The sequence below is a fragment of the Streptomyces sp. NPDC028907 genome (genome assembly GCF_055564995.1).
In genome coordinates this window covers 1-21,958 of record NZ_JBVHVE010000018.1, presented here as the reverse complement: position 1 = coordinate 21,958, position 21,958 = coordinate 1, and the positions used below count along the sequence as shown (strand labels likewise).

Below are 21,958 nucleotides of genomic sequence, written 5' to 3'. Positions count from 1 at the left end.
AAATACTTTCCGAAGGAGGAGGAAGTCACATGCAGCCCTTGACTGAAATCAGTTGGCGGATGCGCGTGGCACCTGGCCGCGGTGCCGAGGAGGACATCCGCCTCGGCACCGCGGTTGTCAGGCTACGGCAGGGACGAGCAGGAGCTTCCACAGCTCGGGAACGAGGCGCCGTTCTCGACGAGGCCGTGACCCGCCGTCAGGGACTCGACCGTGAGTCCGCTGTCCGCCAGATCGAAGACATCCACGGGGATGTCCTCGAGGTCGAATTCGATTTCCATACCGTTTTCCACTGCATCTCCTGTGGTTGCGGAAATTGGACTGCCGACAAGTGAATGTCGACGCATTTCCGAGACTACAGCGGCCGGTGAGGCAGTTCCACCCGCCCGGTGAGGTTGGCTGAATGTGCCACCGTCACTCACAGCAAAGCTTCATCTGGAATTCCATATTCGGAATTTATTGTTCCATTCCGAATGCGTGCTTGGGTGTTTCTGGGCAGCGTGAACCGCCCTCCGAGCAGTTGGTGCAGCGGTGCAACGAGCCGGACTTCAAGAAGGGCCGCCGGCATCCGCACTCAGGTGGACAGGTGGTGAGGTTCCCTTTTCCAAGGGAGGAAACAGGCCTCCTAGTGATCGGTCATCGACCGGATGCGGCCAGTCTCGGAGGCTCTGGACGCACGACCTACCTATAACGTTCCAGGTTGCGGTCGCCCCTTGCGTCTCAGGTGCACCCGCGAGGGAGACCTGGTAAGGAGGCGACGCGGTTCCCGCAGTCGCACCGCCGGCGCATGACAGCGGCCGGAGTCGCCCCGGTCAGCGCGGGTTCTGGATCAGCGAGAACCGGGCACCCTCCGGGTCCGCCACCGTCGCCACCCGGCCGTGCTCGCTGTCGTGGGCCGGTTTGAGGACATGACCGCCGAGGTCGACGACCCGCGCCACCGTCTCGTCCGTGTCGGCGACTTCGAAGTACGTCATCCAGTGCGGGCCCCGGTCACGCGGCAGAGCGGTGCCGACACCATGGATGCCGGCGACCGGCCGGCCGTCGATGTGCAGGGTGACGTAGTCGAAGTCGGCGGAGACCACCGGCTCCTCCTCGTAGGCGAAGACGGTCTCGTAGAACTTGGCGACGTTGACCGACTCGAAGGTCAGCAGCTCGTTCCAGGCCGGGGTGCCGGGCACGCCCGTGATGGCCGTGCCGCGGTGCTCCGCCCCCTGCCAGATGCCGAAGACGGCGCCGGAGGGGTCCGAGCAGATCGCCATCCGGCCGGCTTCGCCGGCGTCCAGCGGGCCCACGCCTACCGTCCCGCCGCACAGTCGTACGGTGTCGGCGGTCAGATCCGCGTCGTTCGAGGCGAGATAGGGCGTCCAGGCGATGGGGAGATGGCGGTCGGGCGGCAGCTGGCCGATGCCGGCCACCTCGTGGCCGTTCAGCAGGGCCCGCACATAGGGGCCGAGCTGCTGGGGACCGGGCTGGAACTCCCAGCCGAACAGCGCCCCGTAGAACTCCTGGGTCGCGGCCGGCCCGTGCACCATCAGACTCACCCAGCAGGGCGTGCCGGGCGCGTGCCGAGCGTGCGTCTCGCCGTGCGGGCCGGCCGACCCCCGTGCCTCGGTCATCGTCACTCTCTCCTCGACCCCTCGCGGTGGCCGCGTCGCTTCCGCTGTCCGGACCCCCGTGCCGATGCTCGCACCACCCGTGGCCACGCGCGCTGCGGGCACGCCGCCGTGCGAGGCAGCTGCCCGGAGGATGCCGGGTGTGCGATTTACGGCCCGTTTCCGTGCGATTGCCGATGGATGTCCATCGGCTGTACAGGATGTGCCTGATCCCGTACGCCTCGTGATCGGACCTGTCCGGCGGAGCAGAGTAGCCGGACCTCGACGTTGCGACCACCCCGTGCGCAAGGATGGTGACCATGAACGCCATCATCTCCGCATCCGAACTCGCGAGCGAACTTGCGGACGGAAACCCGCCGGTGCTCCTCGACGTCCGCTGGCAGCTCAGCATGGCCAAGTCCGCAGGTGAGCCGCCGTTCGACGGCCGGGCCGAGTACCAGGCCGGGCACATCCCCGGCGCGGTCTACGTCGACCTGGACCGGGAGCTGGCCTCCGCACCCGGTGTGCGCGGTCGCCATCCGCTGCCGGACTTGGCCGAATTCGGTGCCGCGATGCGCCGGTCGGGCGTGTCGTCCGGGACGCCGGTGGTCGTGTACGACGGCGGACAGGGCTGGGCAGCCGCCCGGGCGTGGTGGCTGCTGCGCTGGACGGGTCACCCCGACGTGCGGGTCCTCGACGGCGGGTTGCCCACCTGGGAGGGACCGCTGGAGACGTCCGTACCGACTCCGACGGAGGGCGACTTCGAGCCCGCCCCGGCGACGACGGGCCTCCTCGACGCCGACGGCGCCGCCGCGCTCGCCCGCTCCGGGCTTCTGCTGGACGCGCGGGCGGGAGAGCGGTACCGGGGCGAGGTGGAACCGATCGACCGGGTCGGCGGCCACATCCCCGGCGCCGTCTCCGCGCCCACGAACGAGAACGTCGGCCCCGACGGCCGCTTCCGGCCCCCCGAGGAACTCGCGGACCGCTTCAAGTCCCTCGGCGCCTCGGAGGGCACGGAGATCGGCGTGTACTGCGGCTCGGGCGTCTCCGCCGCCCACCAGGTGCTGGCCCTGGCCGCGGCGGGCATCCCCGCGGCGCTGTACGTCGGTTCGTGGTCGGAGTGGTCCTCGGACCCGTCCCGGCCGGTGGCCGTGGGGCCGGATCCGCAGTAGGGCGGTACAGCACGAGGGCCGCGTCGCAACCGACGCGGCCCTCGTCCTCGTACGGCCGCCTCCGCCGCCGTACGACCTGCTGCTCCTGCCTACTCCTGCTTCTTCCTGCGCGTCCCGAACACGATCTCGTCCCAGCTCGGGACGGCGGCTCGGCGGCCCGGGCGGACGCCGTCGGCTTCGGCCTGGCGGTCCGTGGCGCCGATCAGGCGGTCGCGGTGGCTGCCGACGGAGCGGGGCATGAGGACGTCCGCGTAGGCGGAACCGGCGGAGGCGGCCGGGGCGGGAGGTTCCTCCGCCGTGACCGGCTCGGCCGGGGGCTCCTCCTCTTCCGGCTCCGACGGGCGCTCCGGCACCACCAGGTCACCGCGGAAGCTGGGCACCGCTTCCAGCAGGCTGGTCAGCGAGTCCCGTTCCTCCGTGGTCTCCTCGGCGGGTTCGGAGGCCTGCGAGGGCAGGCTCGGCCGTGCGGTCTCCAGCGCACGGTCCATCGAGCGCTCGCGCGGAAGCCGGGCGATACGCGGCACGAACGGGAAGCTGGGCTCCGGCGCGGCGAGGTCCTCGGACTCGCCGATCAGCGAGCGCGCCTCCTCGTCCACGGCCTGTACGAGCCGCCGGGGCGGATCGTACGTCCAGCTCGCCGAGTGCGGTTCGCCCGCCACCATGTAGACCAGCAGCACTTCCCAGGTGCCGTCGTCGCGGCGCCACGAGTCCCACTGCACGGTGTCCTTGTCGGCGCCGCGCAGCAGCAACCGCTCCTGGACGGCCTCGCCGAGCTGTGGCCCGGCGGCGTTCTCGCCGGGCCGGCGGACGGGGGTCTTGCGAGCCCTTTCGGCCATGAACGCGCGCTCGGCGAGCACGGGGCCCTCGAAGCGCCGGACGCGGTCGACGGGGATGCCGGCGAGTTGGGCGACCTCTTCCGCGGTCGCACCAGCGCGTATACGCGCCTGGATGTCGCGGGGGCGGAGATGGCTCTCCACCTCGATCTCGATCTGGCCGAGGCGGGGACGGTCGCCGCGCACGGCGGCGCGCAGGCGTTCGTCGATCGGAAGGGTGTACTCCGTTGCGTCGGCAGCCTTCAGCACCAGCCGTGTGCCGTCATTGGAGACGGCCACGACACGCAGTTCGGGCATGGGGACCTCCCGGGTGGTGCCTGCCGACGTCACGTGCGTCGCTGCTTCCGCTAGTCGAGTGTGGCCTGCCCGGGTGCAGCCTGCCACAACCTTGCCGAGTTGCCCGGCGTGTCGGGCGCGGGCCCTGGATCGCCGTTATGGCACGGTTACCTATTCGCAACGCTAAGTGACCAACTCCGTCACCCTGTGCAACTAGCCCCCTCCCGGCGGTCCTTGAAGGCCACGGACGCCCAGGCGGGAGACCGGACCCAGGGCTCGCAACAGTACTCCATTTGGGCCACGTGCGTGGATTGGCACGCCGCCCAACTTCTGGCAAGAAGCGTGACTCGGCCGTCGCTTGAGCGGTTTTCGGATCTTGGACGTGGCGTACTTCACCCAATCCGCAGAAACGGAACCAATGAATTCCGTCATGCGTCGCGTGGGCCACGGATCGGCCGGATCTGGGTGGTCGTCTGGCGGTCGGCTACGCCCCCAACACCCGCCGCAGGTAGTCGTTCTGGAACCGACGATCGGGATCCAGCCGGTCCCGCAACTCCGTGAACTCGCCGAAGCGCGGGTACACCTGCGCGAAGTACTCGGCGTCCCGCGTGTGCACCTTGCCCCAGTGCGGCCGCCCCTCGTGCGCGGTGAAGATCCGCTCGGCGGCGGTGAAGTACCGCTGGAACGGGGTGCCCTTGACCATGTGGACGGCGATGTACGCGCTGTCCCGGCCCGAGGCGGTGGAGAGCGTGATGTCGTCGGCCGGGGCGGTGCGCACCTCGACCGGGAAGCTGACCCTGAGGCCGGAGCGGTCGACCATGACCTTCAGCTCGCGCAGCGTCTCGACGACGGCCTCGCGTGGAACGGCGTACTCCATCTCCACGAAACGCACCCGGCGCGGCGATGTGAAGACCTTGTAGGGGATGTCGGTGTACGTCCGCGCGGACAGGGCCTTGCTGGAGACCTGGGCGATGGCGGGGATCGTGGCGGGCACCGCGCGGCCGACCCACTGGGCGACCTGGAAGACGCCGTTGGAGAGGAACTCGTCCTCGAACCAGCCCTGGAACTGCGACACCGGCTTCTCCGGGCCGGCGCTGCGGTTGTTGCGCTTGGTGTTGGTGTTGCCGGTGTGCGGGAACCAGTAGAACTCGAAGTGCTCGTTCTCCGCCCACAGTTCGTCGAAGTCCGCCAGGACCCGGTCGAACGGCATCGGCTCCTCGCGCGCGGCGAGCAGGAAGAGGGGCTCCACGGCGAACGTGATCGCGGTGACGACGCCCAGGGCGCCGAGGCCGATCCGGGCGGCCGCGAAGACCTCCGGATTCTCCTTCTCGGAGCAGGTCAGCACCGAGCCGTCGGCGGTGACCAGCTCCAGTGCCTTGATCTGGGCGGCGATCGACGCTGAGTCGCGGCCCGTGCCGTGCGTGCCGGTGCTGGTGGCGCCGGAGACCGTCTGCTCCATGATGTCGCCCATGTTCGCGAGCGACAGACCCTCGCGGGCCAGGGCCATGTTGAGCCGCTTGAGCGGGGTGCCGGCCTCGACCGTGACCGTCATGGCATCCCGGTCAACGTTGCGTATGCCGGTCAAGAGTTGAGGACGGATCAACACACCGTCGGTCGCGGCGATGGACGTGAACGAGTGCCCGCTGCCGACCGCCTTCACGGGCAGACCGTCCTCGGCGGCCCGGCGTATCGCCGCGGCCAGCTCCTCGACGGAGGCCGGAGTGACCTCGCGCCCGGGGCGGACGGCGATATTGCCGCCCCAGTTACGCCACGTGCCGTTCCTGCCGCTCGCTGTGCTGCTCAACGGTGCCTCCCCGACGCGGAGCCGGCCTGCTGAGCCGGCGGTACCCCAGGAAACCGACCGCGACCGCGACGGCCCCGGACACCGCCGGAACCCCGTACCCGGCGTCCGCACCGGCGGCGTCGATCACCCAGCCGGCCGCGGAGGAGCCGAGCGCGACCCCGACCGCGAGCCCGGTGCTCACCCAGGTCATGCCCTCGGTCAGTTGCGCGCGTGGTACGTGCTCTTCGATCAGGGACATGGTGGTGATCATCGTGGGAGCGACGGCCATGCCCGAGACGAACAGCGCCACGGCCAGAAACGGCAAGTTTCCGACCAGTAGGAGGGGGATCATACTCACGGCCATCGCGCATATGCCCAGCAGCCAGCGAGGTTCGGGCGCCCCCTTGAAGCGCAACAGCCCGAAGACCAGACCCGCCCCGCAGGAGCCCGCCGCGTACAGCGCGAGGACCACGCTCGCGGCGCTCTTGTGTCCCTGCTCGTCCGCGAAGGCCACCGTGACCACGTCGACGGACCCGAAGATCGCTCCGGTCGCCACGAAGGTCGCCACCAGGACCTGGAGCGCCGGGGCGCGCAGGGCCGAGCTGCCGCCCTGCTTCTCCCGCGGGTGCGGCGCCGGCTCGGTGGCCCGCTGGGCGGTCAGCCAGAAGACACCGACCGCCAGGAAGCACCCGGCGAGCAACGGCCCGGCCTCCGGGAACCACGCCGTGGACAGTCCGATGGAGATGATCGGCCCGAAGATGAAGCACACCTCGTCGATCACGGACTCGAAGGAGTACGCGGTGTGCAGCTGAGGGGTGTCCCGGTACAGCGCGGCCCAGCGGGCGCGGGTCATCGCCCCGACGCTCGGCACGCAGCCGATGCCGACGCAGGCCACGAACAGCACCCAGTCCGGCCAGCCGTAGTGCGCGGCGAACAGCAGCAGGGCGCCCGCCACGAGCGAGATCAGCGTCGCCGGACGCAGCACCCGCCGTTGCCCGTACTGGTCGACCAGCCGTGAGACCTGCGGGCCCGCCACCGCGGCGGCCAGCGCGATGGTGGCCGACAGGGCGCCGGCGAGGCCGTACCGCCCGGTCAGCTGGGAGATCATCGTGACCACGCCGATGCCCATCATCGACAGCGGCATCCGGCCGAGGAAGCCCGCGGCGGAGAAGCCCTTGGTGCCGGGGGTGGCGAACAGGGCGCGGTAGGGGCTCGGCACGGGGGTCTCCGGTCAGGCGGAAGCAGCGGGGCTGCGGGGGCTCGGGGCGGCTCGGTGAGGCGTGAGGTGGCGCAGTAGGGCGTGAAGGTGGCTCGTAAGGCGCGTGATGGGTCGGTACAGCTTACGAGTTAGGTGACCCTAATGCACCAGGCCGGACGAATCGGGAACCCGGGTGTCACCCCACCGTTTCCCGGCTGTCAGTACCGGATGACAGGATCGATCCATGCCAGACGTGTGCGATGCGACCCCCTACGACGCCCTGCTCCTGCTCTCCTTCGGCGGCCCCGAGGGCCCGGACGACGTGATCCCCTTCCTGGAGAACGTCACCCGCGGGCGGGGCATCCCCAAGGAACGCCTGAAGGAAGTCGGCGAGCACTACTTCCTGTTCGGCGGCGTCAGCCCGATCAACGACCAGAACCGTGCCCTGCTGGACGCCCTCCGCAAGGACTTCGCCGAGCACGGCCTGGATCTGCCGATCTACTGGGGCAACCGCAACTGGGCGCCCTACCTGACGGACACCCTGCGCGAGATGGTCGCCGACGGCCGCCGCCGCATCCTCGTCCTCGCCACCAGCGCCTACGCCTCCTACTCGGGCTGCCGCCAGTACCGCGAGAACCTCGCCGACTCGCTCGCCGCCCTTCAGGCCGAGGGCCTGGAGCTGCCGAAGGTCGACAAGCTGCGGCACTACTTCAACCACCCCGGCTTCCTGGAGCCGATGATCGACGGCGTCCTCGCGTCCCTCGCCGACCTCCCCGAGGACGTCAGGGACGGCGCCCACATCGCGTTCTCGACCCACTCGATCCCGAACGCCTCCGCGGACACCTCCGGCCCCGTGGAGGACCACGGCGAGGGCGGCGCGTACGTCGAGCAGCACCTTGACGTCGCCCAGCTGATCGCCGACGCCGTCCGCGAGCGCACCGGCGTCGACCACCCCTGGCGGCTCGTCTACCAGTCCCGCTCCGGCGCCCCGCACATCCCGTGGCTGGAGCCCGACATCTGCGACCACCTGGAGGAGCGCCACGGGGCCGGAGTGCCCGCGGTCGTGATCTCGCCCATCGGCTTCGTCTCCGACCACATGGAGGTCCTGTACGACCTCGACACGGAGGCCAAGGCCAAGGCCGAAGAGCTGGGTCTGGCGATGCGCCGCTCGGCCACCGTCGGCGACGACCCGCGGTTCGCCGCCGCGATCCGCGACCTGGTGCTGGAGCGCGCCGCCGTCGAGCGCGCGGAGGAGGTCACGCCCTGCGTCCTCGGCGGGCTCGGCGCGAGCCACAACCTCTGCCCGGTGGGCTGCTGCCCGGCCCGCGCGCCCAGGCCCGCCGCCGCGGGCGCCGACAGTCCCTACGCGTGAGGAGCCCCGTGACCGACGTGAGCCACGTACCCGACCCCCTCCACTCCGAACTGCTCGAACTGGCCCAGCAGGCCGCCCTGCGCGCGGGCGAGCTGCTGCGCGACGGCCGTCCGGCCGACCTCGCCGTCGCGGCGACCAAGTCGAGCCCGATCGACGTGGTCACCGAGATGGACATCGCGGCGGAGAAGCTGATCACGGACCTGATCTCCGAGCACCGCCCCGACGACGGCTTCCTCGGCGAGGAGGGCGCCTCCACCGAGGGCACGAGCGGCGTCCGCTGGGTGATCGACCCCCTGGACGGCACGGTCAACTACCTCTACGGGCTGCCCACCTGGTCCGTCTCCATCGCCGCCGAGCAGGACGGCGAGACGGTCGTCGGCGTCGTTACCGCCCCGATGCGCGGCGAGACCTACCACGCGGTGCGCGGCCGCGGCGCCTGGGCCAGGGGCGCGTGGGAGGGCGAGCGCAGGCTCAGCTGCCGCCCCACGGCCCCCCTGGAACAGGCCCTGGTCTCCACCGGCTTCAACTACGTCACCGAGGTCCGCACCCATCAGGCCGACGTCGCCCAGCGGCTGATCCCGCTCCTGCGCGACATCCGACGCGGCGGCTCGGCCGCGATCGACCTCTGCGACCTGGCGGCGGGCCGCCTGGACGGCTACTACGAGCGAGGGCTCAACGCCTGGGACGTGGCCGCGGGGGACCTGATCGCCCGGGAGGCGGGTGCGTTGACGGGTGGGCGGCCGGGGGAGCGGCCGTCACGGGATCTGACGGTGGCTGCTACGCCGGGGGTCTTCGAGCCGTTGCAGGGGTTGTTGGAGGAGTTCGGGGCTTGGCACGACTGAAGAGGGCGGGGCTTGGCAGTGGGGCGGGTCCTGGGGGGTGCCGGCTCGTGTGAGCCGGTGAGGTGACAGGGAGCGCTGCAGTGAGGTGCCGAATCGTTGCTCGGTCGCCTCCGGGGCGCCACATGCCGGTGTCGTTGGCCCAGTGGGCGTTGGTGGGCTCATAACGTGGGTCCGGTGAACCGGCAGGCCCCCGGCGCTGGATTCGCCGGGGGCCTGCTGTTGGTCTGCGAGCTGGTCAGACGCTAGTCGCGCCGACTTCCACACCGTGCTCGGCGGCGAGGCGGCGCAGGTCGTCGAGCTCGCCCTGCTCCACCTCGACGAGGAAGTCGTCGCCCTCGTCACGAGCCCGCGTCAGGTCGGACTCGGTCGCCCTTATGCGCTGCAGAAGTCCTGCGGTGAATGCGTCCATGCTGCGCCCCCTCGTCCTGGGTCGGTGGGTCGATGGCACGGGGGTGTGCCGTTCGGAAGGGACGATCACGTCTCCAGTGGATGCCCAGCGCTGCCCAGGCCGGGCGGCGACGGTGCCGGACACCCACGCCCGCTCTGCGGAAAGCGGATTGCCTTGTACCGCTTGGTGTCGCGGCACAAGCAGAGCGTGATCGCGGGGTGTACAAGCCGTCCTCCCCCCGCTCTCTTCCGCGGAAACCTCAACCGGAAGAGAAAATCTCGCATTCCCGGGCTTCATACCTGTCCCTCATGGGCCGCTCACCCGTCTTACCGCCGACTTATGACCGAAAAGGGCAGGATGGAGGCCGAGACACCCGACGAACCCCTGCCCGCGAGCGAGGAACAGCGCTACGCGGGTGGACACAGGAAGGACAAGCGACGTGCGCGTACTCGTCGTCGAGGACGAGCAACTGCTCGCCGATGCGGTGGCCACCGGACTGCGCCGGGAGGCCATGGCCGTCGACGTCGTGTACGACGGTGCGGCCGCCCTGGAGCGCATCGGCGTCAACGACTACGACGTGGTCGTCCTCGACCGCGACCTCCCGCTGGTGCACGGTGACGACGTGTGCCGCAAGATCGTCGAGCTGGGCATGCCCACGCGCGTGCTGATGCTCACGGCCTCCGGCGACGTCAGCGACCGGGTCGAGGGGCTGGAGATCGGCGCCGACGACTATCTCCCCAAGCCCTTCGCCTTCAGTGAGCTGACGGCACGCGTGCGTGCCCTCGGCCGCCGTACGAGCGTTCCGCTGCCGCCCGTCCTGGAGCGCGCCGGCATCAAGCTCGACCCCAACCGCCGCGAGGTCTTCCGCGACGGCAAGGAGGTGCAGCTGGCGCCGAAGGAGTTCGCCGTCCTGGAGGTGCTGATGCGCAGCGAGGGCGCGGTCGTCTCCGCGGAGCAGCTGCTGGAGAAGGCCTGGGACGAGAACACCGACCCGTTCACGAACGTGGTGCGGGTGACCGTCATGACGTTGCGCCGCAAACTGGGAGAGCCGCCGGTGATCGTCACCGTGCCCGGTTCCGGCTACCGGATCTGATGCCTCATGGCCGCTACACCCGCGCCTCCCCAGGCGCCCCCGAAGCCCACCTGGGACCCCCGGAAGGCTGAGCCCGTCTTCCCGTGGCTGCGCCCCACCATCCGGATACGGCTCACGCTGCTGTACGGCGGCATGTTCCTGATCGCCGGGATCCTGCTGCTGTCGATCATCTACTTGCTGGCGGCCCAGGCGCTGCACGTGGGCAGCGACCTGCCCTTCAAGATCGCGGAGGGCAAGGTCACCAGCAACGTCTGCGATCTGCCGTCGAGCGCCACGCCCGAGGTGTTCAACGACGCGATGAACTCCTGCGTCAACGAGCAGCGCCGGCACGCCCTGGACGACCTCCTCAGCCGATCCCTCCTGACCCTCCTCGGCCTCGCCATCATCGCCTTCGCCTTCGGCTACGCCATGGCCGGCCGGGTGCTGTCGCCGCTGGGCCGGATCACCCGGACCGCGCGTGCGGTGGCGGGCTCGGATCTGTCCCGGCGTATCGAACTGGACGGTCCGGACGACGAGCTGAAGGAGCTCGCCGACACGTTCGACGAGATGCTGGAGCGGTTGCAGCGGGCCTTCACGGCGCAGCAGCGGTTCGTGGGCAACGCCTCGCACGAATTGCGTACCCCGCTCGCGATCAACCGCACGCTCCTCGAAGTGCATCTGTCGGACCCGGGAGCGCCGGTGGAGCTCCAGCAGCTCGGCAAGACCCTGCTGGCCACCAACGAGCGCAGTGAGCAGCTCGTGGAGGGCCTGCTGCTGCTCGCCCGGAGCGACAACCAGATCGTCGAGCGTAAACCGGTGGACCTCGCGGAGGTGGCCGAGCAGGCCGTCGACCAGGTGCACGGGGAGGCCCAGGCCAAGGGCGTGCTGATCCGCGGCGAGCAGAAGCCCGCGGTCGTCCAGGGCAACGGCGTGCTGCTGGAGCGGATCGCGCTGAACCTGGTGCAGAACGCTGTCCGGTACAACATCCCGGAGGGCGGCTGGGTCGAGGTCACCACCGATGTCCAGCACGGGCAGGCGGTGCTGATCGTCGCCAACACCGGGCCGGTGGTGCCGGCGTACGAGATCGACAATCTGTTTGAGCCGTTCCGGCGGTTGCGCACGGAGCGAACGGGCAGTGACAAGGGCGTGGGCCTGGGGCTGTCCATCGTGCGGTCGGTGGCGCGGGCGCACGGCGGGCACATCTCGGCGCAACCGCGGGAGGGGGGCGGTCTCGTGATGCGGTTCGCGCTGCCGATCTGAGATCATGTGCGCCGACACTCGGCAGGTACACGGGGATGTTCGCTTTGCGCGGAATTTTCAGGGCACTCGGCGAACGCTCTCGTGTGTGATCGATCACAAGGGCGGTTTTTCGGTCATCTACTCTCCGTGATCATGGGGCCGGTCGGAAAGCCGGGAAAATCCGGGTTTTCGAGGGTCTTGATCACGGGAAGTACACGGTGAGACGCCTTTGAACTGCGGCATTAGGACCGTGTACGGTCCCGTTCGCCATCCAAGCCGATCACTCTTGAGGAGTTCGGTTGGGTGTCGATTGAGTAACAGACCTTGATGTGAGGCAAAATCTCCGCCTCGGGTCGGGCACAAGTCCGGCCTCTCACGCGTTACGTGCGCTGGAGACACCGCAGACACCCAGAGGGGGAGAGCGACATGGCAACGGATTACGACACCCCACGCAAGACCGACGACGACGTCGACTCGGACAGCCTTGAAGAGCTGAAGGCCAGGCGGAACGACAAGTCGACGTCCGCCGTGGACGTCGACGAGTTCGAGGCCGCCGAAGGCCTGGAACTGCCCGGCGCGGACCTCTCGAACGAGGAGTTGGCCGTCCGGGTGCTGCCGAAGCAGCAGGACGAGTTCACCTGCATGAGCTGCTTCCTGGTGCACCACCGCAGCCAGCTGGCCCGGGAGAAGAACGGTCAGCCGATCTGCCGCGACTGCGACTGAGGTCGGGTCGGGCATGACTGGCTCGACCCCTCCTTGGAAGCGCCGTTCCCGACGGTCGGGAGCGGACGAAGGGCCGTTTGACGGCCCGTACGGCGCGCGTGACGACGAGCGGGGCTCATCCAGTACGGGAGCCTCGCTCGAACCGCTGTCCGGGGCAGGCCTCCCGGCGCCCGCGGCGGTTCCCGCGCCCGTCGCCAGACGAAGGGCCGCGGCGATCCGGGAGAAGGCCCGGGAAGGCGTCCGTAAGGGCGGCAGCCGCGCCAGAGCGGGCCTTGGGTACCTGGCGGACCGGATCATCGAGAACGCCCCGCGGATCCCCGTACGCGACCTCGCGACCTTGCGCCGGCAGTTCCCCGGCCTCGGGCCCGAGCAACTCGCCGACAAACTCGTGGCGGGCGCGGCGAACGCGAGCTCGACGGTCGGCGCGGGAGTCGGTGCGGCGGCGATGCTGCCCGTGCCACCCGCGATGCCGGCGGAGCTGGCCGCCGAGATCACCGGTGTCGCGGCGATCGAACTGAAGCTGATCGCCGAACTGCACGAGGTGTACGGCGTACGCCCGCCCGGAAACCTCAAGGACCGCAGCACCGCGTATCTGACCGCGTGGTCCGAGGAGCGCGGCATCGACCCGATGAAGCCTGCGACGATAAACGCCGCTCTCGGTGGGCATATGAAGCGCGAGTTGCGTCAGCAGATCATGAAGCGCACCGTCCGCAACCTGCCGAACCTGATGCCCTTCATGGTGGGCGCCGCAGTGGGCGCGGTCATGAACCGCCGGGACACCAAGAAACTCGCGGCACGCGTGCGTGCGGACCTGCGCAAGGTCCGGGTGCCCTGGGACGAGCTGCCCCAACTGCCGCCCCTGGAACGCCCGGCGCGACCGCTGGAGATGGGTGAGATCGTGCGGGACCTCGGACGCGGGACGCCCGACGATCCAGGCCGGTGAAGGCCCGCTCTGGTGTGCCAGGGGCTGTGGAAGTGACAGGTTCGCCCCCCGGCCCTACGCCGAGGCCTTCGCCGCCTCGATCGCCTCCGCCAGCCGCTCCGGCTCACGGGTGGACAGGTACAGGTACGGGGTCGGGTCCTCCGGATCGGTGACCTCGACGCGCAGGGCCGTGGGGATGTAGGCGCGCAGGAGGAGGAAGGCGCGGGTGTCGGCCTTGTGGGTGCGCCAGGCGCGGGCCTCCTCGGCGTCCAGGACGTGCGCCTCGCCCAGGGCCCGCACCGGGATCTTCGCCTCGCCGGCGATCAGTGAACCGCCCACCACGCGGATACGCAGCGAGCCGTACGAGCTGGCCATGACGGCCGCCGCGGCGGTGCCGCCGACCAGGCCGCCGAGCATGGGCAGCGTGCCGAACGGCAGAAGGATCAGGGCCAGGGAGACCCCGACCAGGAACGAGATCAGCCACCAGGAGCGGGGGGCGGTGAGTCGTTCGTCGTACGGGGCGGCGGAGAGCTGCATGGAGCCAAGCTTGGCACGGTGTCCGATTGTCACCGACGCGCGGGTAAGGTCTGCGGCTGTGAGTGGTACTTCAGCGGCTCTCAAGCCGCCGGCCGACGCCGTGAAACCGGCCCGTCACCCCGATGCTCCCGCACCCGGTGAGCTCCTCGGCGCGCACTACGGCGAGTGTTTCGGCTGCGGCGGCGAGCAGGCCCACGGACTGCATCTGGAGGCGCGGGCCGGGGACGGCGTCAGCATCACGGCCGAGTTCACCGTGCAGCCCGCTCATCAGGGCGCGCCGGGCCTCGCGCACGGCGGGGTGCTCGCGACCGCCCTCGACGAGACCCTCGGCTCGCTGAACTGGCTGCTGCGCACGATCGCCGTGACCGGGCGGCTGGAGACCGACTTCGTGCGGCCCGTCCCGGTGGGCACGGTGCTGTATCTGGAGGCCGAGGTGACGGCGGTGGCGGGCCGCAAGATCTACTCCACCGCCACCGGACGGATCGGCGGCTCCGACGGACCCGTCGCCGTCCGGGCCGACGCCCTCTTCATCGAGGTGAAGGTCGACCACTTCATCGACAACGGCCGCCCGGAGGAGATCCGGGCCGCCATGAACGACCCGGACCAGGTCCGGCGTGCCCGTGCCTTCGAGGTGAACCCGTGAGCCGTGACCCCCTGAACGTGCTGATCCGGCGCGTCGACCCGGACGTACCGCTGCCGGCGTACGCGCACCCCGGTGACGCGGGGGCCGATCTGCGCACCACCGAGGGCCGCGAACTGAAGCCGGGGGAGCGGGCCGTACTGCCCACCGGGGTGTCTGTCGCCCTCCCCGAGGGGTACGCGGCGTTCGTGCACCCCCGGTCCGGTCTCGCCGCCCGCCTAGGTGTCGCCCTCGTGAATGCCCCGGGGACGGTTGATGCCGGGTACCGTGGGGAGATCAAGGTGATCGTGGTGAATCTCGACCCGCATGAGACCGTGCGGTTCGAGCGCTTCGACCGGATTGCCCAACTGGTCGTCCAGCAGGTCGAGAGGGTCCGCTTCCAGGAGGTCGCGGAGCTTCCCGATTCGGTACGGGCCGCAGGGGGCTTCGGGTCCACCGGCGGGCATGCCGCGGTGGGCGGCACAAGCGATACAAGCGGTGAGGCCGCCGATGGCGGCGCAACGGGTGGGAATCGATACGCTTCGGTCGTATCCGACCGGGAAGGACAGTGACGTGTTCGGACGTCGCAAGAAGAAGGGTGCCGCCGAGGACGCGGCCGGCGAGCCCGAGCAGGTCGTCGACGGTGTCGACACTGAGGCGGACGACGACGGTGAGCGCGAGCGCGTGAGGCTGGAGCCGGAGCCGCGGCCCGACGGGCCCTGGGACAGCTCCGAGGTCCGTGAGCCCGGCGAGGGCCGGGTCGACCTGGGCGGCCTGTTGGTACCGGGCGTCGACGGCATGGAACTGCGCGTGGAGGTCGCGGGCGACGCGATCGTCGCGGCGACCGTCGTGCTGCGCGACAGCGCCATCCAGCTGCAGGCCTTCGCCGCGCCCAAGCGCGAGGGAATCTGGAGCGAGGTACGCGAGGAGATCGGCTCCGGCATCACTCAGCAGGGTGGCATCATCGACGAGGTCGAAGGCCCCCTGGGGTGGGAACTGCGGGCCCAGGTACCGGTTCAGCTGCCGGACGGCACGGGCGGTTTCCAGGTCGTGCGGTTCGTCGGGGTGGACGGTCCCCGCTGGTTCCTGCGCGGTGTGATCTCGGGGCAGGGCGCCGTGCAGCCGCAGGCGGCCGGTCTGCTGGAACAGATCTTCCGGGACACGGTCGTGGTCCGCGGCGAAGGCCCGATGGCCCCCCGTGACCCGATCGTCCTGAAGCTGCCGAACGATGCCCAGATGGTCCCCGAGGGCGTCCAGCAGGAGGAGGCCGGTTCGCGCTTCTCCGGCGGCATGGGCCAGCTCCAGCGCGGACCGGAGATCACCGAGGTTCGTTGAGCGACCCCGAGGTTCGCAGGGCGACACAGAAAACAGCAGGGCCGCATCCCGTACGGGGTGCGGCCCTTTCTCGTGCGTGAACCCTTGACGGCTCATTGGTCTGTACCTACCGTCTCCGGCCAACGCGTCTGTTCATAAAGGCGCTTCACGTTCACATACGAGAACGGAAGGCCCCCCACGCATGCGCAGAACCGCACTCCTCGCGGCCGCGGCCGCCCTCGTCGCCGGTGTCCTCGCCTGGCCCACCGGCGCCGGCGCCGCTCCCGCCGCCTTCGTCCACCCCGGAGTCACCGTCTCCAAGGGGCAGTTGGACTTCACCCGCTCCAAGGTCAACGCCGGCGCCCAGCCCTGGAAGGGCGCCTTCGACCGGATGATGGCGAGCAAGTACGCCGATCTGAATCGCACGCCCAAGCCCCGCGCGGTCGTCGAGTGCGGCTCGTACTCGAATCCCAACCACGGCTGCACCGATGAGCGCGAGGACGCGACAGCCGCCTACACCCAGGCCCTCGCCTGGTACATCACCCGCGACGAGCGGCACGCGCGGAAGGCCATCGAGCTGATGGACGCCTGGTCCGCGGTGATCAGGGACCACACCAACAGCAACGCGCCCCTCCAGACGGGCTGGGCCGGCTCCTCCTGGCCCAAGGCCGCAGAGATCATCAAGTACACGTACGCCGGGAACTGGGCGAACTCCGGCCGGTTCGCCACCATGCTGCGCAACGTCTACCTGCCCGAGATCATCAACGGCTCGAACTCCAACGGGAACTGGGAGCTGTCGATGATGGAGGCCGCCGTCGGTATCTCCGTCTTCCTGGAGGACAGGGCGTCGTACGACAAGGCCATGGCGAAGTTCCGCACCCGCACCGCCGCCTACGTCTACCTGTCCTCCGACGGCGACCTGCCCAAGACCGTGCCCAGCCAGAACCTCAACACCCGCGAGAAGATCGTCAACTACTGGCAGGGGCAGGGCACCTTCGTCACCGGCCTCACCCAGGAGACCTGCCGCGACCTCACCCACACCGGGTACGGCATCTCGGCCATCTCGCACATCGCCGAGACCAGCCGGATCCAGGGCCAGGACCTCTATGGCACCGACGTCGGCGAGCGGCTGCGGCACGCACTCGGGTTCCAGGCCAAGTACGAGCTCGGTGAGGCCGTACCCGGCTGGCTGTGTCGCGGCTCGCTCAAGCGCGGGCTCGGGCCGGTCACCGAGGTCGGGCACAACGCCCTGGCCAACCGTCTCGGCCACGCCATGACCAACACCGAGACACTGAACGAGCGCAACCGCCCGGCCGGCAGCAACAACCTCTTCGTGGCCTGGGAGACCCTCACCCACGGCGACAACCCCGGCTGAGCCCTTCCGCGGTCGAGCCCATGACGTCCCGGTGGGAGCGTCAGAGTTGCGTCAAAGACGCTCCCGCCACCGCGCCCGGCCCCATTTGTCGCGATTATTGGCCGTAAGGTCGACGCTGCGTAGGCAGCGGTGGCCGAACACAATGAGGACCATGGGACGCGGCAAGCTTCGGATCTACCTCGGTGCGGCACCGGGCGTCGGCAAGACGTACGCGATGCTGTCCGAGGCGCACCGGCGCGTCGAGCGGGGCACCGACTGCGTGGTCGCCTTCGTGGAGCACCACGAGCGACCGCGCACCGAGGTGATGCTGCACGGGCTCGAACAGATCCGGCGCGGGCGGCTGGAGTACCGGGGCACCACCTTCACCGAGATGGACGTCGACGCCGTCCTGGCCCGGCGTCCCCAGGTGGCCCTCGTCGACGAACTCGCCCACACCAACGTCCCCGGCTCCCGCAACGCCAAGCGCTGGCAGGACGTGGAGGAGCTGCTGGCGGCCGGGATCGACGTCATATCGACCGTCAACATCCAGCACCTGGAGTCCCTCGGCGACGTCGTCGAGTCGATCACCGGCGTACGGCAGCAGGAAACGGTGCCGGACGAGATCGTGCGCCGGGCCGATCAGATAGAGCTGGTCGACATGTCGCCCCAGGCGCTGCGGCGGCGCATGGCGCACGGCAACATCTACCAGCCCGACAAGGTGGACGCAGCTCTCTCCAACTACTTCCGGCCCGGCAACCTGACCGCGCTGCGCGAACTGGCGCTGCTGTGGGTGGCGGACCGGGTCGACGAGTATCTGAAGCAGTACCGCACCGATCACCGGGTGTCGAAGATCTGGGGTTCCCGGGAGCGGATCGTGGTCGGCCTGACCGGCGGCCCGGAGGGCCGGACCCTCATCCGCCGGGCCGCCCGGCTGGCGGAGAAGGGCGCGGGCGGCGAGCTGCTGGCCGTCTACATCGCCCGCAGCGACGGACTGACCTCCGCCTCGCCCAAGGAACTCGCCGTCCAGCGCACCCTCGTCGAGGACCTGGGCGGAACGTTCCACCATGTCGTCGGCGACGACATCCCGGCCGCCCTGCTCGACTTCGCGCGCGGCGTGAACGCCACCCAGATCGTCCTCGGCTCCTCGCGCCGCCGAAGCTGGCAGTACGTCTTCGGACCGGGTGTGGGCGTGACCGTGGCCCGGGACTCGGGTCCCGACCTCGACGTGCACATCGTGACGCACGAGGAAGCGGCCAAGGGGCGCGGACTGCCCGTGGCCCGGGGAGCCCGACTCGGCCGGTCCCGGATCCTCTGGGGCTGGTTCACCGGCGTCGCCGGTCCGGTCCTGCTCACCCTGCTGCTGACCCACATCGACGCCGACCTCGGTCTCGCGAACGACATGCTGCTGTTCCTGACCCTGACGGTGGCCGCGGCCCTGCTCGGCGGGCTCTACCCCGCACTGGCCTCGGCGGCGGTCTGCTCGCTGCTGCTCAACTGGTACTTCACCGCGCCCCTGCACCGCATCTCGATCGCCGATCCGAAGAACCTCCTCGCCCTCGTGATCTTCGTCCTGGTGGCACTCGCGGTCGCCTCCGTGGTCGACCTCGCCGCCCGCCGCACCCACCAGGCGGCCCGGCTGCGCGCCGAGTCGGAGATCCTCTCCTTCCTCGCGGGCAACGTGCTGCGCGGCGAGACCGGCCTGGAGGAGCTGCTGGAGCGGGTCCGTGAGACCTTCGGCATGGACTCGGCGGCCCTGTTGGAGCGCAAGAGCGACGTCGACCCCTGGACGCGCGCGGGCGAGGTGGGACAAGGGCACGCGCCCGAGCGGCCGGAGGACGCGGACGTCGACGTACCGGTGGGCGACCACATGGCGCTCGCGCTGACCGGCCGCGTACTGCCCGCCGAGGACCGCCGGGTGCTCGCCGCCTTCGCCGCCCAGGCGGCCGTGGTCCTGGACCGGCGCAGGCTCCAGGCTGAGGCCGACCAGGCCAAGGTGCTGGCCGAGGGCAACCGCATCCGTACCGCGCTGCTGGCCGCCGTCAGCCATGACCTGCGTACCCCGCTCGCCGGCATCAAGGCGGCGGTCTCCTCGCTGCGGTCCGACGACGTGGCGTGGTCGGAGGAGGACGAGGCCGAGCTGCTGGCGGGCATCGAGGAGGGCGCCGACCGGCTGGACCACCTGGTCGGGAACCTTCTCGACATGTCCCGCCTCCAGACCGGTACGGTCACGCCGCTGATCAGGGAGATCGACCTCGACGAGGTGGTGCCGATGGCGCTGGGCGGGGTACCGGACCACAGCGCCGAGCTGGACATCCCGGAGACGCTGCCCATGGTCGCCGTGGACCCTGGGCTGCTGGAGCGGTCGGTGGCCAACCTGGTGGAGAACGCCGTCAAGTACAGCCCGGAAGACCGCAGGGTCCTGGTGGCCGCCAGCGCCATCGCGGACCGGGTCGAGGTCCGGGTGGTCGACCGCGGGCCGGGCGTCCCGGACGATGCCAAGGAACGTATCTTCGCGCCCTTCCAGCGCCACGGCGACGCCCCGCGCGGCGCGGGGGTCGGGCTCGGACTGGCTGTCGCCCGCGGGTTCGCCGAGGCGATGGGCGGCACGCTGAACGCGGAGGACACACCCGGCGGCGGCCTCACCATGGTGCTCACTCTGCGAGCGGCGGGACCGCGCGCGGAGCTTGTCGAGGAGGGGGGCGTGCCAGTGGAGCACCCCGAGGAACCAGAAAGGCAGACCACATGCTGAGCCCGACCGCGGGGACTCCCCAGACCCCCACGAGGGTTCTGGTGATCGACGACGAGCCGCAGATCGTGCGCGCCCTCGTGATCAACCTCAAGGCCCGCAAGTACGAGGTCGACGCGGCCCACGACGGGGCCACCGCCCTCGAACTCGCCGCCGCCCGTCACCCCGACGTGGTCGTCCTCGACCTCGGACTGCCCGACATGGACGGCGTGGAGGTCATCCGGGGCCTGCGCGGCTGGACCCGGGTGCCGATCCTGGTGCTGTCCGCCCGGCACTCCTCCGACGAGAAGGTCGAGGCGCTCGACGCGGGCGCCGACGACTACGTCACCAAGCCCTTCGGCATGGACGAACTGCTCGCCCGGCTGCGGGCCGCCGTACGCCGTGCCGAACCCACCGGGGCCGGCGAGGACGACGTGATGGTGGAGACCGAGGAGTTCACCGTCGACCTGGCCGCCAAGAAGGTCAACCGGGGCGGGAAGGACGTACGGCTGACCCCCACGGAATGGCATCTGCTGGAGGTGCTGGTCCGTAACACGGGACGTCTCGTCAGCCAGCGGCAGCTGCTGCAGGAGGTGTGGGGGCCGTCGTACGGGACGGAGACGAACTATCTGCGGGTCTACATGGCCCAGCTGCGCAGGAAACTGGAGGCCGACCCGTCGCACCCCAAGCACTTCGTCACCGAGCCTGGGATGGGCTATCGGTTCGAGAAGTGATGCCCGGTAGTCTTCAAGACATGAGTGCTGTTCCTCGTTCCGAAAAGTCGGTGGGCCGGTTCCGGCGCATGCTCGACCGGCTCTCCTCGTCGCAGGAGGACCTGGAGTCCGAGGAGCTGCGTGAGGACGCCGAGACCGCAGGCTGTATCAAGATCGGTGACTGCCGTGACCGACAGATAGTGACGGTTACTGGTACCTTGCGCACGGTCACCCTGCGGCCACGTGCGGGCGTTCCGGCCCTGGAGGCCGAGCTGTTCGACGGCTCCGCCGCGCTGGACGTGGTGTGGCTCGGCAGGCGCTCCATAGTCGGGATAGAGCCGGGGCGCCGGCTGATCGCATCGGGCCGGGTCTCCATGAGCCGGGGCCGCCGCGTGCTGTTCAACCCGAAATACGAACTGAGACCCCTCGGACGGGAGTAGCCGGTGACGTCGCTCGACAAGCCGACTGAAGACACCACCGACACCACCGCGAACGCCGAGCACGACGCCCGGGCGGTGACCGAGGCCGCCCTGTTCGAGGCCTTCGGCGGCATGCGCGGCATGATCGAGACGGTGCTGCCGGGGCTGCTCTTCGTCACCATCTACACGATCAACAAGGACCTGCACCTCTCGGCCATCGCCGCGCTCGCGGTGTCCCTGGTGCTCGTGGTCGTGCGCCTGGTGATGCGGGACACCATCAAGCACGCGTTCAGCGGTGTCTTCGGCGTCGCCTTCGGTGTCGTGTTCGCGATGATGACGGGCAACGCGAAGGACTTCTATCTCCCCGGCATGCTCTACACGCTGGGGCTGGGACTCGCGTACATCATCACGACGCTGTGCGGGGTGCCGCTGATCGGGCTGATCCTCGGGCCGGTGTTCAAGGAGAACCTCTCCTGGCGTACGCGCAATCCCGGACGCAAGAAGGCGTACGCGAAGGCCAGTTACGCCTGGGGCGCGATCCTGCTCGCCAAGTGCGCGATCCTCTTCCCGCTGTACTGGTGGGCGGACACGACGCAGCTGGGCTGGGTGCTGGTCGCGCTGAAGATTCCGCCGTTCCTGCTGGCTGTGTGGCTGACGTGGGTCTTCCTGGCGAAGGCGCCCGCGCCGATCGACGTGTTCGCGGAGATGGAGGCCGAGGAGAAGGCGCGGGAGGCTGCCGCTCGGTCGGCCGAGTAGTCGGCGGCAGAACGGTTCTCGCCCCCGCCGCCCCTACCCGTCCCATCCTTCTGGGGCTCCGCCCCAGACCCCGCTCCTCAAACGCCGGAGGGGCTGGATATTCAGCCCGTCC

Annotated in this window: 22 protein-coding genes; 15 read left to right on the top strand and 7 right to left on the bottom strand. The window is 70.0% G+C overall.

Features of this window, described 5'->3' with window-relative positions:
* Window positions 1-122: 122 nt before the first annotated feature.
* Window positions 123-278 (bottom strand): thiomuracin/GE37468 family thiazolyl RiPP peptide, encoded by a 156-nt coding sequence (locus ACZ4UU_RS38560; RefSeq protein WP_471908083.1) that lies wholly within the window; start codon window positions 276-278, stop codon window positions 123-125.
* Window positions 279-809: 531 nt separating this feature from the next.
* Window positions 810-1,613 carry a VOC family protein gene (locus ACZ4UU_RS38555; RefSeq protein WP_471908082.1) on the bottom strand — a complete coding sequence of 268 codons (804 nt, stop codon included), beginning with the start codon at window positions 1,611-1,613 and terminating at the stop codon, window positions 810-812.
* A gap of 296 nt (window positions 1,614-1,909) precedes the next feature.
* Here ACZ4UU_RS38555 and ACZ4UU_RS38550 point away from each other — a divergent pair, with 296 nt between their 5' ends.
* Window positions 1,910-2,761 (top strand): sulfurtransferase, encoded by an 852-nt coding sequence (locus ACZ4UU_RS38550; protein ID WP_471908081.1) that lies wholly within the window; start codon window positions 1,910-1,912, stop codon window positions 2,759-2,761.
* Between the two features lie 89 nt (window positions 2,762-2,850).
* Here ACZ4UU_RS38550 and sepH read toward each other — a convergent pair whose 3' ends face one another.
* The 3 genes from sepH to ACZ4UU_RS38535 all read right to left on the bottom strand — a co-directional run bounded on the left by sepH (window position 2,851) and on the right by ACZ4UU_RS38535 (window position 6,872).
* Window positions 2,851-3,891: a septation protein SepH gene (gene sepH / locus ACZ4UU_RS38545; RefSeq protein WP_471908080.1), complete on the bottom strand. Its 1,041-nt coding sequence runs from the start codon at window positions 3,889-3,891 to the stop codon at window positions 2,851-2,853.
* 463 nt (window positions 3,892-4,354) lie between these two features.
* Window positions 4,355-5,674 carry a D-arabinono-1,4-lactone oxidase gene (locus ACZ4UU_RS38540; protein ID WP_471908079.1) on the bottom strand — a complete coding sequence of 440 codons (1,320 nt, stop codon included), beginning with the start codon at window positions 5,672-5,674 and terminating at the stop codon, window positions 4,355-4,357.
* A complete protein-coding gene (locus ACZ4UU_RS38535) occupies window positions 5,634-6,872 on the bottom strand; it encodes an MFS transporter (protein ID WP_471908078.1) in 1,239 nt (412 codons plus the stop codon). Before ACZ4UU_RS38535 ends, ACZ4UU_RS38540 begins: the two co-directional genes overlap by 41 nt.
* A gap of 223 nt (window positions 6,873-7,095) precedes the next feature.
* On the opposite strand from ACZ4UU_RS38535, the gene ACZ4UU_RS38530 reads away from it, so the two are divergent.
* Together ACZ4UU_RS38530 and ACZ4UU_RS38525 are read left to right on the top strand one after the other, a co-directional pair.
* Window positions 7,096-8,223 (top strand): ferrochelatase, encoded by a 1,128-nt coding sequence (locus tag ACZ4UU_RS38530; RefSeq protein ID WP_471908077.1) that lies wholly within the window; start codon window positions 7,096-7,098, stop codon window positions 8,221-8,223.
* A gap of 8 nt (window positions 8,224-8,231) precedes the next feature.
* Window positions 8,232-9,065: an inositol monophosphatase family protein gene (locus ACZ4UU_RS38525; RefSeq protein ID WP_471908076.1), complete on the top strand. Its 834-nt coding sequence runs from the start codon at window positions 8,232-8,234 to the stop codon at window positions 9,063-9,065.
* 235 nt (window positions 9,066-9,300) lie between these two features.
* Here the strand turns inward: ACZ4UU_RS38525 and ACZ4UU_RS38520 are convergent, their stop codons facing one another.
* Window positions 9,301-9,474, bottom strand: a complete 174-nt coding sequence (locus tag ACZ4UU_RS38520) for a hypothetical protein (protein WP_167358903.1) — start codon at window positions 9,472-9,474, stop codon at window positions 9,301-9,303.
* A 418-nt stretch (window positions 9,475-9,892) separates the two neighbouring features.
* On the opposite strand from ACZ4UU_RS38520, the gene ACZ4UU_RS38515 reads away from it, so the two are divergent.
* From ACZ4UU_RS38515 to ACZ4UU_RS38500, 4 genes are all read left to right on the top strand, one after another.
* On the top strand, window positions 9,893-10,546 hold the full coding sequence (locus tag ACZ4UU_RS38515; RefSeq protein ID WP_007385219.1) for a response regulator transcription factor: 654 nt from the start codon (window positions 9,893-9,895) through the stop codon (window positions 10,544-10,546).
* Between the two features lie 6 nt (window positions 10,547-10,552).
* The gene (locus tag ACZ4UU_RS38510; RefSeq protein ID WP_471908075.1) at window positions 10,553-11,785 is read left to right on the top strand and encodes a sensor histidine kinase; all 1,233 of its coding nucleotides are present in this window, start codon (window positions 10,553-10,555) and stop codon (window positions 11,783-11,785) included.
* A gap of 405 nt (window positions 11,786-12,190) precedes the next feature.
* A complete protein-coding gene (locus tag ACZ4UU_RS38505; protein ID WP_005481602.1) occupies window positions 12,191-12,487 on the top strand; it encodes a DUF4193 domain-containing protein in 297 nt (98 codons plus the stop codon).
* A gap of 13 nt (window positions 12,488-12,500) precedes the next feature.
* On the top strand, window positions 12,501-13,430 hold the full coding sequence (locus tag ACZ4UU_RS38500) for a hypothetical protein (RefSeq protein WP_471908074.1): 930 nt from the start codon (window positions 12,501-12,503) through the stop codon (window positions 13,428-13,430).
* A gap of 54 nt (window positions 13,431-13,484) precedes the next feature.
* Here the strand turns inward: ACZ4UU_RS38500 and ACZ4UU_RS38495 are convergent, their stop codons facing one another.
* Entirely contained in the window at window positions 13,485-13,946 is a 462-nt protein-coding gene (locus tag ACZ4UU_RS38495) for a DUF3093 domain-containing protein (protein ID WP_234765593.1), read from the bottom strand.
* Window positions 13,947-14,004: 58 nt separating this feature from the next.
* Here ACZ4UU_RS38495 and ACZ4UU_RS38490 point away from each other — a divergent pair, with 58 nt between their 5' ends.
* From ACZ4UU_RS38490 to ACZ4UU_RS38455, 8 genes are all read left to right on the top strand, one after another.
* Window positions 14,005-14,589, top strand: a complete 585-nt coding sequence (locus tag ACZ4UU_RS38490) for a PaaI family thioesterase (RefSeq protein ID WP_217211407.1) — start codon at window positions 14,005-14,007, stop codon at window positions 14,587-14,589.
* A complete protein-coding gene (gene dut, locus ACZ4UU_RS38485) occupies window positions 14,586-15,137 on the top strand; it encodes a dUTP diphosphatase (protein WP_471908073.1) in 552 nt (183 codons plus the stop codon). Before ACZ4UU_RS38490 ends, dut begins: the two co-directional genes overlap by 4 nt.
* A gap of 1 nt (window position 15,138) precedes the next feature.
* Window positions 15,139-15,900: a DUF3710 domain-containing protein gene (locus ACZ4UU_RS38480; protein ID WP_234765590.1), complete on the top strand. Its 762-nt coding sequence runs from the start codon at window positions 15,139-15,141 to the stop codon at window positions 15,898-15,900.
* 181 nt (window positions 15,901-16,081) lie between these two features.
* On the top strand, window positions 16,082-17,254 hold the full coding sequence (locus ACZ4UU_RS38475) for an alginate lyase family protein (RefSeq protein ID WP_471908072.1): 1,173 nt from the start codon (window positions 16,082-16,084) through the stop codon (window positions 17,252-17,254).
* Between the two features lie 151 nt (window positions 17,255-17,405).
* Window positions 17,406-19,982: an ATP-binding protein gene (locus tag ACZ4UU_RS38470; protein WP_471908071.1), complete on the top strand. Its 2,577-nt coding sequence runs from the start codon at window positions 17,406-17,408 to the stop codon at window positions 19,980-19,982.
* Window positions 19,976-20,692: a response regulator gene (locus ACZ4UU_RS38465; RefSeq protein WP_471908070.1), complete on the top strand. Its 717-nt coding sequence runs from the start codon at window positions 19,976-19,978 to the stop codon at window positions 20,690-20,692. Before ACZ4UU_RS38470 ends, ACZ4UU_RS38465 begins: the two co-directional genes overlap by 7 nt.
* 20 nt (window positions 20,693-20,712) lie before the next feature.
* A complete protein-coding gene (locus ACZ4UU_RS38460) occupies window positions 20,713-21,111 on the top strand; it encodes an OB-fold nucleic acid binding domain-containing protein (RefSeq protein WP_217211415.1) in 399 nt (132 codons plus the stop codon).
* A gap of 3 nt (window positions 21,112-21,114) precedes the next feature.
* On the top strand, window positions 21,115-21,846 hold the full coding sequence (locus ACZ4UU_RS38455) for a DUF3159 domain-containing protein (RefSeq protein WP_471908069.1): 732 nt from the start codon (window positions 21,115-21,117) through the stop codon (window positions 21,844-21,846).
* Window positions 21,847-21,958: the final 112 nt, after the last annotated feature.